This is a genomic window from Thioclava sp. ISO4 (assembly GCF_058105145.1).
Genome location: NZ_CM176571.1, coordinates 1059297 through 1073092 on the forward strand (window position 1 = coordinate 1059297; position 13796 = coordinate 1073092).

Sequence of the window (13796 nt, forward strand, 5' to 3'; positions counted from 1 at the left end):
CGATGCTGAGAGCTTTGCTTCTCGGCGCGGCTGTTCTGGCAGCCGCGCCCGCGCTGGCTCAGGACGCGAACCGCGCCCAGACGCTGGCGGATATCAAGACCGAACTGGGACAGCTTCAGACCGAGATCGGGAGCCTGCGTCAGGAGCTGCAGGCCTCTGGCCAGGCTGGGCTGCAGAAAGCGGGCGGCGATTCCGCTCTGCAGCGCATGGACTCGATGGAGCTGTCGCTGTCGCATATGACCGACCGCGTCGAAGAGCTGGAAAACAAGATCAACCGCGTCGTCGCCGATGGCACGAAGCGGATCGGCGATCTGAATTTCCGGGTCTGCGAGATGGAAGAGAACTGCGACATTTCGAAGCTGGGCATGGCCAAGCCGCTGGGAGGCGACGCGCCGACCAATGCGCCCTCGGTCACCGGCCCTGCGCCGGATTCCACGCCCGGCCCCGATCTCGCGATCAACGAGAAATCGGATTTCGAAGCGGGCAAGAAAGCTTATGAGGATGGCGATTACGCCTCGGCGGCCGATCTTCTCACCACTTTCCGGCAGACCTATCCCGGCTCCCCGCTGACCAGCGACGCGATGTATTATCGCGGTCTCGCGCTGCAAAAGCAGGGCGACGAGGCGGGTGCTGCACGCGCATGGCTCGACGGGTTCTCCGCCGATCCGAAAGGGTCGCGGGCGGCGGACAACCTGCTGTCGCTCGGCAAGGCGCTGGGGCAGCTTGGCCAGCAGAGCGAGGCCTGCACCACGCTGGGTCAGGTGAGCGCACGCTTCCCGGGTTCGTCGGCGGCGGGCGAGGCGCAGAGCGCGCAGCAATCGCTGGGATGCCAGTGAGCGCGGTCCGGTGACGCTGGACGACATCGCAAGACACGGTTTTGACCCCGATGCGCCCCGGCGCGTCGGGGTTGCCGTTTCCGGGGGGTCGGATTCGATGGCGACGCTGGTGCTGCTGGCTGCGCATTTCGAGGTCGCTGCGGTGACGGTGGATCACGGGCTGCGCCCCGAGGCCGCCGAGGAAGCTGCCTTTGTCGGGCGGTTCTGCGCGGATCGCGATATTGCGCATACCGTCCTGCGCTGGGACGGAGCCTCTGCCGAGGGCAACCTGATGGATGCCGCGCGCCGGGCGCGGTTGCGGCTGATCGGCGCTTGGGCACGCGAAAACGGGATTGCCGATGTCGCGCTGGGGCATACCGCCAACGATCAGGCCGAGACCTTCCTGATGCGGCTCGCCCGCGAGGCAGGGCTGGAGGGGCTCTCGGGCATGCGTCCGCGGTTCGAGGCCGAAGGCGTGACATGGCACCGCCCGTTTCTTGGCCAGACCCGCGAGTCGTTGCGCGACCATCTGCGCGCGGAAGGCATCACGTGGATCGACGACCCTTCCAACGCGAATGACCGCTTCGACCGGGTCAAGGCGCGTCAGGCGCTCGGGGCGCTCGCGCCTTTGGGTGTCGATGCGCAGGCGATCGCCGGGGTGACGGAGAACCTCTCGGCGGCGAATGCGGCGTTGCACCGGTTGCTGATTGCGGAGGTCGCACGCCACGTCTCCGAGCCGTCGGGCGATCTGCTGATCGACGCCACGGGCTTCGCCGCGATGGACCCGGAATTGCAACGTCGCCTGATCGTGGCTGCGCTGCGCTGGGTCTCCGGGGCGGATTACGCGCCGCGCGCCGCGAAGGTGCAGAGCCTGCTGTCGGAGATCGCGCTGCCCGGCGACCGCACCCTGCATGGCTGCCGGATCACCTCCGGCAAAGACGCGATCCGCATCACCCGCGAGGCGCAGGCCGTGGCCGACCTGCGCGTGGCTGTCGAAGCTGGCGCCGTGCTTTGGGACCGCTGGGAGATCACCGGGCCCGCAGTGGACGTCGCGGAAGTCGCGGCGCTGGGGGAGGCGGGATTGCGCCAATGCCCCGAGTGGCGCGACACCGGCCTTCCGCGTGCCTCGCTTGCCGCAAGCCCCGCCATTTGGCGCGGCGAGGCGCTTGTCGCGGCGCCGATCGCGGGCTTTGGCGCGGGCTGGCAGGCGTGGATTTCCCGCGACGCATTCGCCACTTGGCTAATTCGACGTTGAACCCCGGCGCGTAATGCCTATTTTCACTGAGGAAGAGGCGGCGACCGCAGGTCAGTCGCCCGATACGATTGGAGGATATTCCTTGGGTAATGCGCGCAATCTGGCCTTTTGGGCGGTGCTGTTCCTGCTGATTTTAGCCCTGTTCAACCTTTTCGGTGATGGGCAATCTTCGATGAACTCGTCCCAAGCGACCTACTCGGAGTTCATGGACGCCGTCGATAAAGGCGAGGTGAAGAACGCCCGACTCGATGGCGAAGAGGTGCGCTACCAGCTCGCCGACGGCACAAGCTTCACCACCATCAAGCCGATGGAAGATCAGATCGCAGAGAAGCTGATCGACAAGGGCATCGCGGTGACCGTCGTCAAACAGCAGCAATCGGGCTTCATGTCGCTGCTGGGCGTCTGGCTTCCCTTCCTCGTGCTGATCGGCATCTGGATCTTCTTCATGAACCGGATGCAGGGCGGCGGCAAAGGCGGCGCGATGGGCTTCGGCAAGTCCAAGGCGAAGCTGCTGACCGAGAAACATGGCCGCGTGACGTTCGACGACGTGGCGGGCATCGACGAAGCCAAGGAAGAACTCGAAGAGATCGTGGAATTCCTGCGCAACCCGCAGAAATTCTCGCGCCTCGGCGGCAAGATCCCGAAAGGCGCGCTGCTGGTGGGCCCTCCGGGTACCGGTAAGACGCTTCTGGCCCGCGCCATTGCGGGCGAGGCGGGCGTGCCCTTCTTCACCATCTCGGGCTCCGACTTCGTCGAGATGTTCGTGGGTGTCGGTGCATCCCGTGTCCGCGACATGTTCGAGCAGGCCAAGAAGAACGCGCCCTGTATCGTCTTCATCGACGAGATCGACGCGGTGGGCCGTGCCCGTGGTGTCGGCATCGGCGGCGGCAATGACGAGCGCGAACAGACCCTCAACCAGCTTCTGGTCGAGATGGACGGCTTCGAGGCCAACGAAGGCATCATCATCATCGCGGCGACGAACCGTAAAGACGTGCTCGACCCCGCGCTGCTGCGTCCGGGCCGCTTCGACCGTCAGATCCACGTCCCGAACCCCGACATCAAGGGCCGCGAGAAGATCCTGACGGTTCACTCGCGCAAAGTGCCGGTGGGGCCGGATGTCGACCTGCGCACCATCGCGCGCGGCACGCCGGGCTTCTCGGGGGCCGACCTGATGAACCTCGTCAACGAGGCCGCGCTGATGGCGGCCCGCGTCGGGCGCCGTTTCGTCTCGATGGAAGATTTCGAGAACGCGAAGGACAAGGTGATGCTGGGCGTCGAGCGCCGCTCGATGGTCCTCACCCCCGAGCAGAAGGAAATGACCGCCTATCACGAGGCCGGTCACGCCATCGTCGGCCTGTCGCTGCCGAAATGCGATCCGGTCTACAAGGCCACGATCATTCCGCGCGGTCAGGCGCTGGGTATGGTCGTCTCGCTGCCCGAGATGGACAAGCTCAACTACCACAAGGACGAGGCCAAGCAGAAGATCGCCATGACCATGGCGGGCAAGGCGGCCGAGATCCTGAAATGGGGCGAAGAGCATGTCTCGAACGGCCCGGCCGGCGACATTCAGCAGGCGTCGGCGATTGCCCGCGCGATGGTGATGCGCTGGGGCATGTCCGAGAAGGTCGGCAATATCGACTATGCCGAGGCGCATGAGGGCTATCAGGGCAACACCGCCGGCTTCTCGGTCTCGACCAAGACGAAAGAGTTGATCGAGGAAGAGGTGCGCGGCCTGATCGAAGAGGGCTACCAAGAGGCGCGCCGCATCCTCACCGACCGGATCGAGGATTGGGAACGTCTGGCCCAGGGCCTTCTGGAATACGAGACCCTCACCGGCGACGAGATCAAGAAGGTCCTCTCCGGAGAGCCGCTGGGCGGTGACGATGACGACAGCTCCTCGGGAAGCCTGCCGTCGGTGACCGCGCTGCCCAAAACGTCCAAGAAAAAGGATCAGGGCGACGGCGGGGCGGAAACCACCCCCGAGCCTTCGGCCTGACCGCGAAGGTTCGCGAGAATGGTCACGCGTGACGCTTCAGTGCCGGGCGCAGCCGATTGGGACCCAGACGCTTATGCGCGGTTCCGCAATCTGAGGCTGCGCCCGGCACTCGACCTTCTGGCGCGGGTGCCGCAACTGCCCGAACGCGGCAAGATCATCGATCTGGGCTGCGGCAATGGCGCGGTGTCCGAGGCGCTGAACCACCACTACCCCAAGCGCAAGATAGTGGGCGTCGACAATTCCGAGGCGATGCTGAAGCGCGCCGCGGCGACCGGCGCCTATCACCATTGCGATCTGGTCGACATTTCCGAATGGGTGCCCAACAAGCCGCCCGCGATGATCTTCTCGAACGCCGCGCTGCATTGGCTGCCCGACCACGCCACGCTCTTCCCGCGTCTGGCCGGAGAACTGCGCGAGGGCGGCGTTCTGGCGGTGCAGATGCCCGCCCAGCATGGCGCGCCGTCGCATCGCATCCTGCGCGAGCTGTCGCAGGAGATGTTCCCCGACCGGTTCAACTTCGCGGGCTGGGTGCCGCCGGTGGCCCCGGCGGTCGATTACGCGAAGATGCTCAGCCCCTTGGGCGAGGTCGACATCTGGCACACCGAATATCTGCAGGAATTGGAACCCACGCCGGGCGCGCATCCGGTGCGTCGCTTCACGGAAAGCACGGCGATGCGTCCTTTCCTGCGGCTCCTAGGCGACACTGAAGCGCAGGTTCTCATCGAACGCTATGAAACCGCGCTCGAGACGGTTTATCCTTTGCGGGACGACGGCAGCGTCTTTTTCCCGTTCCGTCGTCTGTTTGTCGTCTTGTCAAAGAGGGGCTGATGGCCGCGCTGAAACCCACGCAATATCAAGGGGAGGTCGTCTGGCTCGGGCTGGTGACCACCGAGGGACAACTGACCTCGACCCCGGTCGAAGAGATCGACTTCACCTTCGACGGTCCCGTGGGAGAGCTGCATGGCGGGCGCACGCGCCCTTCCTGCTCGCGGGTGACCGATCAGCATCCCAAGGGCACCGAGATCGCCAATGTCCGCCAGCTGACGATCCTGTCGGCGGAGGAACTGGCCGAGACCGCCTTCGCGATGGGCGTTCCGGAAATCGACCCTTCCTGGGTCGGCGCGACGATCGTGCTGCGCGGCTTGCCGGACCTGACCCATATCCCGCCCTCGGCGCGGCTGCAGAACGAGACCGGGCTGACCTTCGTGGTGGATATGGAGAACCGTCCCTGTGTCTTGCCGGGACGGGTGATCGAAGAGCACCATCCCGAGAAGGGCAAACGCTACAAACCCGCAGCCCAAGGTCGGCGCGGCGTCACCGCATGGGTCGAACGTCCCGGCCGTCTGGTCGTGGACGAAACCCTGCGGCTGCATATCCCCGATCAGCGCGCCTGGGAGCTGATGGACGAGGTCCGCTGAGGCGATTTAATCCCGCAACGGTCGCTTCTTTCCCTTCTACTGCGCCGTCGAATGGCTACCCTCCCTCAGCAGGAGGACCCGATGACCAGTGATCTAGAGATTGCCCGTGCCGCGACGCTGCGCCCGATGCCGGAAATCGCGGCGAAGCTGGATATTCCCGAAGACGCGCTGATCCCCTATGGCCGCGACAAGGCGAAGCTGGAGGCGGAGTTCATCGCGGGGCTGGACGAGCGCGAGACCGGCAAGCTGATCCTCGTCACCGCGATCTCGCCGACCCCTGCGGGCGAGGGCAAGACGACGACGACCGTGGGTCTGGGCGACGGGCTGTCCCGGATCGGCAAGCGCGCCGCGATCTGCCTGCGCGAAGCCTCGCTGGGGCCCAATTTCGGGATGAAAGGCGGGGCCGCCGGGGGCGGCTACGCGCAGGTCGTGCCGATGGAGTCGATGAACCTCCATTTCACCGGCGATTTCCACGCCGTGGGGGCCGCGCATAACCTGCTCTCGGCGATGATCGACAACCACATCCATTGGGGCAACGCGCTCGAGATCGACGCGCGCCGGATCACGTGGCGGCGTGTGCTCGACATGAACGACCGGGCGCTGCGCGACATCGTCGTCAGCCTTGGCGGTGTCTCGAACGGCTTCCCGCGCCAGACCGGCTTCGACATCACCGTGGCCTCCGAGGTCATGGCCTGCCTCTGCCTCAGCCGCGATCTGACGGATCTGCAGGAACGGCTGGGTCGGATCGTCGTTGCCTATCGGCGCGACCGCTCGCCCGTGACCTGCGCCGAGATCGGGGCTGATGGCGCGATGGTCGTGCTGCTGAAAGAGGCGCTGCAGCCCAATCTCGTGCAGACGCTGGAGGGCACGCCCGCCTTCGTGCATGGCGGCCCCTTCGCCAATATCGCGCATGGCTGCAACTCGGTGATTGCGACGCAAAGCGCGCTGAAGCTGGCCGATTACGTCGTGACCGAAGCGGGCTTCGGGGCCGATCTGGGGGCGGAGAAATTCTTCGACATCAAATGCCGCAAGGCCGGGCTGAGCCCGAATGCTGCGGTGGTCGTGGCGACGGTGCGGGCGTTGAAGATGAATGGGGGTGTCGCGAAAGCGGATCTCGGCGCGGAGAACGTGGCCGCCGTCGAGGCGGGCTGCGCCAATCTCGCGCGTCACATCGCGAATATGAAGAAATTCGGCGTGCCGGTCGTGGTCGCGATCAACCGCTTCACTGCCGACACCGAGGACGAGATCGCAGCGGTGCGCGACGCGGCCGAAGCGCAGGGCGTGGAGGCGGTTCTGTGCACCCATTGGGCCGAAGGCGGCGCGGGGACCGAGGCGCTGGCGGAGAAGATCGTCGCGCTGACCGAGAGCCCGTCGCAATTCGCGCCGCTCTATCCCGATGACATGCCGCTGTTTGAGAAGATCGAGACCATCGCCACGCGCATCTACCACGCGAGCGACGTCTATGCCGATCAGAAGATCCTCAACCAGCTGCGTGACTGGGAGGCGGCGGGCTATGGAAACCTGCCGATCTGCGTGGCCAAGACGCAGTATTCCTTCAGCGCCGACCCGACGCTGCGCGGGGCGCCCTCGGGCCATACGCTGCCGATCCGCGAGGTGCGGCTCTCGGCGGGGGCGGGGTTCGTCGTGGTGATCTGCGGTGAGATCATGACCATGCCGGGCCTTCCCCGGCACCCGGCTGCGGAGACGATCGGCCTCGATGCCGAAGGCCGCATCACGGGTTTGTTCTAGGCGCGCGGTCTTGAGCTTGTTGGGCCAAGCTGCGATAGGGGGCGCGAGTGTTCCGGGAGCCTTGTCGATGAAATCTCCGTCAGACCTGCACACGATGGAAGAGCTGCGCGTCGCCATTGATGCGCTCGACCGGGAGCTGGTCGAGATGCTCGGTGCGCGCACCCGGCTGATCGCCCGTGCGGCGGAACTCAAACAGGGAAATGGCTGGCCCGCGCGCATCCCCGACCGGGTCGAGGACGTGGTGGCAAAAGTGCGCGCCGCCGCCGGTCCTGCCGGGCTCGATCCCGATCTCGCCGACCGTCTGTGGCGCGAGATGATCGAGCATTTCATCGCGCAGGAAGAACAGGTTCTGGGCAAGGGAGACCCCGATGAGCGCCACGATCATTGACGGAAAGGCGCTTGCGCAGGTCAAGCTGGACGAGACCTATGCCGAAGCTCAGAGGCTGTCGGAGGCAGGCTGGGCGCCGTGCCTCGTCTCGGTCTCTGTCGGCGATGTCGCGGCGGCCGAACTCTATGTCCGCAATCAGAAGAAATACGCCGAGAAAGCAGGTGTGGCCTTCGAGGTGCGCAACTACCCCGAGACGATCAGCCTCGAACAGCTTCAGGGCGTGCTGGCCGGTCTGAACGCCGATCCGCGCGTCAACGGCATCATCATCCAGCGCCCGCTGCCCGCCCATATCCCGGTCAAGGTCCTGCAGAAGGCGGTGCATCCGCTCAAGGACGTGGAGGGGATGCACCCCGCCTCGATCGGCAACATTGTTTATAACGAGCTGGAGCTGGGCCCCTGCACCGCCGTCGCAGCGGTGGAGATCTTGAAATCCCTGCCGCTCCAGACCGAAGGGCTCAATGTCTGCGTGATCGGCCACTCGGAGATCGTGGGCAAGCCGATCGCCTTCCTGATGATGGGGCTCGGCGCCACAGTCACCGTGTGCCACCACATGACGCGGCAGGTCTCGGTGCATTCGCGCGCGGCCGATGCCGTGTTCGTCGCGGTGGGCAAGCCGGGGCTGGTGCATGGAGAGATGCTCAAACCCGGTGCGGCGCTGATCGATATCGGCATCAACCGGGTCGAGGGGCGCACCGTGGGCGACGCCGATTTCGACAGCTGCGCCGAGGTGGCGGGCTGGATCACGCCCGTGCCGGGCGGGGTGGGGCCGGTCACGGTCTCGACGCTGATGAACAACGCGGTCCGCGCGACCCGCATGCAGATGGACCATTACCGCACGACCTTCGCGGCGGCGGAGTGACGGAGGAATGAAATGACGGCGACGATCATCGACGGGAAGGCCTTCGCAGCGAGCGTGCGCGAGAAAGTGGCCGAGCATGTCACCCGGCTGCAAGAGGAACACGGTATCACGCCGGGCCTCGCGGTGGTGCTGGTGGGCGAAGACCCGGCCAGCCAGGTCTATGTGCGCAACAAGGGCAAGCAGACGCTCGAAGCCGGGATGAACTCCTACGAGCACAAGCTGCCCGTGGAGACCTCCGAGGCCGATCTGCTGGCGCTGGTCGAGAAGCTCAACGCCGATCCGGCGGTGCATGGCATCCTCGTGCAGCTGCCGTTGCCCGATCACATCGACGAGGAGAAGGTGATCAACTCGATCACTCCCGCGAAGGATGTCGACGGCTTCCATATCCTCAATGTGGGCCTTCTGGGCACCGGGCAGAAATCGATGGTGCCCTGCACGCCGCTGGGCTGCCTGATGATGCTGCGCGACCAGCTGGGCAGCCTCTCGGGGCTGAACGCCGTCGTGGTGGGGCGCTCCAACATCGTCGGCAAGCCGATGGCACAATTGCTGCTGCGCGACAGCTGCACCGTCACCATCGCGCATAGCCGCACCAAGGATCTCGCCGATGTCTGCCGGGGCGCCGATATCCTCGTGGCCGCCGTGGGCCGCCCGCGCATGATCCCGGGCGACTGGGTGAAGCCCGGCGCGACCGTGATCGATGTCGGTATCAACCGGATCGACGCGCCCGAGAAAGGCGAGGGCAAGACCCGGCTGGTGGGCGACGTCGATTTCGACAGCGCCAAGGAGGTCGCGGGCGCGATCACCCCGGTGCCGGGCGGCGTCGGTCCGATGACCATCGCCTGCCTTCTGGCCAACACGGTCACCGCCTGCTGCCGCGCGAATAACCTGCCCGAACCTGAAGGTCTGACTGCCTGACGAAAGTAGGTAAGGAATTCCGCAGGTTGGGCGGGGAAAAACCGCCTTTTCCGTTGTCGGACCTGTAACGCTTGCGTTACCTAAGCGTCAATTGGGGCGTGGCGGCGATGGCAGGATTCTGGAAGACATATTGGCGGGCGTTGAAGGTCCCGGCTCTGCCGGTGATCTGGGTCGTGGCATCGCTATTCGGCATCGTGGCCGGACCGTTCAATACTCTCGAATCCATGTCGTTCGGTGCGCGGGTGATTTTCTGGCCGCTCAGTGTCGCGGTCGGCATCCTGATCGGCGCGGCGATCCGCATTTTTGTGCGGCGCAAGCTGGGTTTCCGCCGGTTCCGCTACGAGGCGCCGACCCTTGCCGGTCTTTCGGCGCTGGTGATGACGGCACCGCTTTACCTGCTCGTTCTGCTGCTCGCGACGGATCCGAATTTCGGGGGCTTCGAGATAGTCCACATGGCGGCCAATATCCTCGGCCTGTCGATGGCAAGCTCGACCCTGCGGCACTGGATGACGCCTCAGCAGGGGCGTCCGAGGCGGGCGCAGGAGGCCCCGGTGGCTGCCGCGCCGAAAGAGGCCCACCGGGACGTCGAGGCTGCCGGTGAGGGGACGCTCTCTTCGCGCGCGCCGCGTTTGCTTTATCGGCTAGAGCCTGACCTGCGCGCGCCGCTGATCCGCCTCGCGGTGAACGACCACTATGTCGACGTGGTGACCGAGGCGGGGGAGACGAGCCTGCTGATCCGGCTTGCCGATGCGATTGCGGAGACCGAGGGCACGCCGGGCCTGCAGGTCCATCGCTCGCATTGGGTGGCGCGTGACGCGGTGCGCGGGTTGCGCAAGGAAAAGGGGCGGGTCTTCCTGCAGATGGCTGATGGCGTAGAGGTGCCCGTCTCGCGCACCTACCAGCCGCAGGTCGAGGCGGCGGACTTCCGTAATTCCCCGGGATCCGATCGGATGGCCGCCCAGTAACGCCCTTAGTGGACGATCACCTCGTCTCTGACGAACATGTTGTCCCAGGCGCGATCCACCAGCTCCGGCGTCATCTGATAGGGGATACCCTCGAACTCGCAGATCGAGATCATCTGGTCGATCAGGAAGATCGGCTGATAATTCGCGTAGATATTGTCGATCGTCGGGTATTTGACCTTGAGGAGATGCAGCAGCGCTTTCTCGTCGAGCGGCACGTTGCGCTTCTTCGCCATCATCTGGAAGATCTTGAGATAGTCGGATTGGTTCGGCCCGTCGATCTTGATCTTGAAGAAGATACGACGCAGCGCCGCCTTATCGAAGATCTCGTTCGGGTGGAAGTTGGTCGAGAAAATCACGAGCGTGTCGAAGGGCACCTCGAATTTCTCGCCCGATTGCAGCGAGAGGATATCGCGGTTCTCTTCCAGCGGCACGATCCAGCGGTTCACCAGCTTCTGCGGCGGTTCGGCCTGACGGCCAAGGTCGTCCACGATGAACACGCCGCCCGCCGATTTGAACTGCAGCGGCGCGGTATAGGTGCGCGCGGTTGCGTTGTATTTCAGGTCGAGCATGTCGAGCGAAAGTTCACCACCGGTGATCACGGTCGGACGCTCGCAATAGACGTAGCGCTGATCGAACTGCATCCCGCGCTTGCGCAGCGAGGTCGGGTCGTCTTCCTCGACGGGGACGGGGGTGTGTACGATCGGGTCGTAGACGGTGATGATCTGGCCCGCATATTCGATGGCGCGGGGGATGAAGATGTTGTCGCCGATCGCGTCGCGGATGCCGTTCGAGATCGAGGATTTCCCGTTGCCGGGCGGGCCATACATCAGAATCGAGCGCCCCGAGGAGACCGCCGGGCCAAGCTGGCCGATCAGGTCGGGCGGCAGGATCAGGTGGCCCATCGCGCCCAGAAGCTGCTGGCGGGTCAGCTGGATGTTGCGGATCGACTGGCGCTTCACCTGCTCGCGATAGACGGTCAGCGGCACCGGCATCGCGCCGTAATATTCCGACTGCGCCAGCGCATCGAGCGCGCGCGCCTTGCCGGTGTCCGACAGCTGGAAGCCCATCTCGCCGCCGGAATTGGCGTGCAGCGTGCCCATCGCCTCCAACAGGCCCTGCTTGCGGCACATGTCGATCAGGTCCTGCACCATCGTGATCGGCAGGCAGACGAGCTTGGACAGCGCAGAGGCCGTGTCCGTATTGGTACGGAACATCGTCTTGAGCAGGATGTCCCGCATCATCACGACGTTCAGCCCGGTTTCCTCCAGCGCGCGCGGCGGGGCCGGGGCGATGACATTCGAGGTCATCATGTTCATCTGGCGCGTCCTCTCGGCTATGCACCCCGCTTTGGTCCTGCGCGGGGGCTAAGATCGGTCCGGGCCAATCTTGCCGGTGATTGTGGCCAAATGTTGGAAAAACCGGGTAATCGCCGCGATACCCGATCGGGAGGCTAAACAATCAGCCCAACGCCACGAGCAGCAGATACGCCCAGAGCGTGCCGACCAGCGCCAGTCCCATCGGGAAGTCCTTGCGCTTCCAGCTCACCCAGTCGGGCGTGGCGTTCACCACGGCGGGGATTGCGCGAAAGATCCGGTGCGCGGCGAAGGCCGCGAGCAGGAAGGCGCATAGCAGGAACATCGTCAGCTGCACGTCGAACAGCTCATGCGAGAAGAACGGCGCGGCGGCGGCTGCGAATTTCGCGTCGCCCGCACCGAAATGCGCGATCTGGTTCAGGATGTAGCCGACAAGAAAGACGACCAGCGCATGGCTCCACCGCCAGGCATAGACATCGATCGGCAAGAGGAACGGCCCCGCGAAGGCGAAGATCACCAGAAGCGCCAGCACCGCCTTGTTGCGGATCTTCATGTATTTGAGGTCGGTGAAGACCACCCAAGCGCAAACCGGGGTGATCAGCACCAGAAAGATCAGTGCCGAAAGCGGCGGGGCGAGACCGAGCATCCTCTTAGCCTTTCAGCGCGCTCGACGATCCCTGATCGAGCGCCTTCAGCGCCCGGTCGGCCTCCGCGAAATACTGCGGATTGGTGTCGATCGCGTCTTGCAACAGCGTCTTGCCGATATTGACGTCGCCGCGCTTCACTGCCGCCAGACCCGCCGTATACAGAAGCTGCGCGCGTTCCATCTGGGTCATGTCGATCACGGGCAGGTCGTATTTGCCCTGGCTGGCCCGCGCGAGCACGAGGTTGTTCTTCGTGGTGAACCGGGTCGGATCGTAGGTGAGCGCTTCCTTGAACAGCTTCTCGGCGCCTGCGGCATCGCCACGGCTGAGCTTGGAGAAGCCCCAGTTGTTGTAGATGCCCGCGGGCTTCGTGGTCAGGCCCGCCGCGGTCTCATAGAAGCTGTCGGCCTTCTTCCACTTTTTCTCGCTATCGGCCACCATCGCTTCGAGCCGGTAGCGATCATAGGTCTCATGGGTCGGCGGCACGGTGTCCAGCGTGGCCTTCGCCCCGGACCAGTCATTGGAGCGGATCTGCGCCTCGGCCATCGACACGCGGTCGTCATTGGTCGCGCCCGGCATCGTGAGAACCTCTTGCCAGACCTTCACGGCCTGCACGGGCTTTTGCGCGCGCACGAGCGATTTCGCGAGCCCACGCTTGGCGTCGATCCGGTCGGGATGGTCGTTGGACAGCCGGGTGAAATAGGTCACGGCCTCGTTCGGATCGGCGACCGTCAGCATGATGTCGGTAAGGTTGGTCTCATCAACGGCATTCACGCTTTTCATCGCGCGGGCGACTTCGGCGTCGCTGTTATTGCCCATACAGCCGGAGAGAGTCATCGCGCAGCCAGCCAAGGCTGCCAGAAAGATCGGGTGGCGCATGTTACCTGCGTCCTTTTTGCTCGAGCCTCAGTGCTTCGTCAGCAGCAGGTAGTCACCGACCCCTTTCCTGACGAGCGTGAACTGCTTGTCCTGTGGCGCAGCGTAACCCGGCTCTTTTATTTTTGCGAGCGCCCGCTTGAGGTTTTGCTTGATCGCGTCCGATTGGCCACTGTCCAGCGCGAAGGCGAGCTTGAAGACGCGCGCGGCTTCGGCGTATTTGCCGCGCTCCATCAGAACGACGCCAAGGTTGTTCCATGCCGGCACGAAGGTCTGGTCGGCCTCGGTCGCGCGGCGCAGCATCTGTTCGGCCTGGTTCAGACGTCCCAGTTTCAGGTCGGCCGAACCGATACCCGAGAGGATTTCCGCCGTCGCGCCATGCTGGCCCGCCGCGCGGTAATAGGCTTTCAGAGCAAGCTCGTATTCGCCCGCTTCCATCAACCGGTGGCCGACGAGAAGCCCGTCGACCGCCTGCGCACCGGGTTTGGTGCCGGGGGCGAATGCGCCCCGTTTCTCAGCCGAAAGGCCGCCCGGGTTGCAGGCGGCCAGTGTGCTTAGTGTCAGCGCGGCCAGTATCAGGCCGCGGCGCTTTGGGATCATGCC

Annotated in this window: 14 protein-coding genes; 10 read left to right on the top strand and 4 right to left on the bottom strand. The window is 64.9% G+C overall.

Features of this window, described 5'->3' with window-relative positions; genetic code table 11:
* Nucleotides 1–2: 2 nt before the first annotated feature.
* The 10 genes from ybgF to AC2TZ7_RS05430 all read left to right on the top strand — a co-directional run bounded on the left by ybgF (nucleotide 3) and on the right by AC2TZ7_RS05430 (nucleotide 10360).
* Nucleotides 3–836, top strand: coding sequence for a tol-pal system protein YbgF (gene ybgF, locus AC2TZ7_RS05385; protein ID WP_332836460.1), 834 nt, complete (start codon nucleotides 3–5; stop codon nucleotides 834–836).
* Nucleotides 837–846: 10 nt separating this feature from the next.
* Complete coding sequence (gene tilS / locus AC2TZ7_RS05390) at nucleotides 847–2070, top strand: tRNA lysidine(34) synthetase TilS (RefSeq protein WP_489866157.1); 1224 nt, start codon at nucleotides 847–849, stop codon at nucleotides 2068–2070.
* A gap of 82 nt (nucleotides 2071–2152) precedes the next feature.
* On the top strand, nucleotides 2153–4066 hold the full coding sequence (gene ftsH, locus AC2TZ7_RS05395; protein ID WP_098409889.1) for an ATP-dependent zinc metalloprotease FtsH: 1914 nt from the start codon (nucleotides 2153–2155) through the stop codon (nucleotides 4064–4066).
* A gap of 18 nt (nucleotides 4067–4084) precedes the next feature.
* Nucleotides 4085–4894: a methyltransferase domain-containing protein gene (locus AC2TZ7_RS05400; RefSeq protein ID WP_489866158.1), complete on the top strand. Its 810-nt coding sequence runs from the start codon at nucleotides 4085–4087 to the stop codon at nucleotides 4892–4894.
* Nucleotides 4894–5484: an MOSC domain-containing protein gene (locus tag AC2TZ7_RS05405; protein WP_489866159.1), complete on the top strand. Its 591-nt coding sequence runs from the start codon at nucleotides 4894–4896 to the stop codon at nucleotides 5482–5484. The genes AC2TZ7_RS05400 and AC2TZ7_RS05405 overlap by 1 nt, the downstream gene beginning before the upstream one ends.
* An 81-nt stretch (nucleotides 5485–5565) precedes the next feature.
* Nucleotides 5566–7233, top strand: coding sequence for a formate--tetrahydrofolate ligase (locus AC2TZ7_RS05410; protein WP_134330289.1), 1668 nt, complete (start codon nucleotides 5566–5568; stop codon nucleotides 7231–7233).
* Nucleotides 7234–7300: 67 nt separating this feature from the next.
* On the top strand, nucleotides 7301–7621 hold the full coding sequence (locus AC2TZ7_RS05415) for a chorismate mutase (protein WP_078521910.1): 321 nt from the start codon (nucleotides 7301–7303) through the stop codon (nucleotides 7619–7621).
* The gene (locus AC2TZ7_RS05420; protein WP_489866160.1) at nucleotides 7602–8480 is read left to right on the top strand and encodes a bifunctional 5,10-methylenetetrahydrofolate dehydrogenase/5,10-methenyltetrahydrofolate cyclohydrolase; all 879 of its coding nucleotides are present in this window, start codon (nucleotides 7602–7604) and stop codon (nucleotides 8478–8480) included. The genes AC2TZ7_RS05415 and AC2TZ7_RS05420 overlap by 20 nt, the downstream gene beginning before the upstream one ends.
* A gap of 12 nt (nucleotides 8481–8492) precedes the next feature.
* The gene (gene folD, locus AC2TZ7_RS05425; RefSeq protein ID WP_078545214.1) at nucleotides 8493–9395 is read left to right on the top strand and encodes a bifunctional methylenetetrahydrofolate dehydrogenase/methenyltetrahydrofolate cyclohydrolase FolD; all 903 of its coding nucleotides are present in this window, start codon (nucleotides 8493–8495) and stop codon (nucleotides 9393–9395) included.
* 107 nt (nucleotides 9396–9502) lie between these two features.
* A complete protein-coding gene (locus tag AC2TZ7_RS05430) occupies nucleotides 9503–10360 on the top strand; it encodes a LytTR family DNA-binding domain-containing protein (RefSeq protein WP_489866161.1) in 858 nt (285 codons plus the stop codon).
* Between the two features lie 5 nt (nucleotides 10361–10365).
* Here AC2TZ7_RS05430 and AC2TZ7_RS05435 read toward each other — a convergent pair whose 3' ends face one another.
* The 4 genes from AC2TZ7_RS05435 to AC2TZ7_RS05450 form a co-directional block, all read right to left on the bottom strand.
* Nucleotides 10366–11676: a DUF8689 domain-containing protein gene (locus AC2TZ7_RS05435; protein ID WP_489866162.1), complete on the bottom strand. Its 1311-nt coding sequence runs from the start codon at nucleotides 11674–11676 to the stop codon at nucleotides 10366–10368.
* A 142-nt stretch (nucleotides 11677–11818) separates the two neighbouring features.
* The gene (locus AC2TZ7_RS05440; protein WP_134330293.1) at nucleotides 11819–12319 is read right to left on the bottom strand and encodes a prepilin peptidase; all 501 of its coding nucleotides are present in this window, start codon (nucleotides 12317–12319) and stop codon (nucleotides 11819–11821) included.
* Between the two features lie 4 nt (nucleotides 12320–12323).
* Nucleotides 12324–13196: a tetratricopeptide repeat protein gene (locus tag AC2TZ7_RS05445; RefSeq protein WP_098409895.1), complete on the bottom strand. Its 873-nt coding sequence runs from the start codon at nucleotides 13194–13196 to the stop codon at nucleotides 12324–12326.
* A gap of 27 nt (nucleotides 13197–13223) precedes the next feature.
* Nucleotides 13224–13793 (bottom strand): tetratricopeptide repeat protein, encoded by a 570-nt coding sequence (locus tag AC2TZ7_RS05450; protein WP_489866163.1) that lies wholly within the window; start codon nucleotides 13791–13793, stop codon nucleotides 13224–13226.
* Nucleotides 13794–13796: the final 3 nt, after the last annotated feature.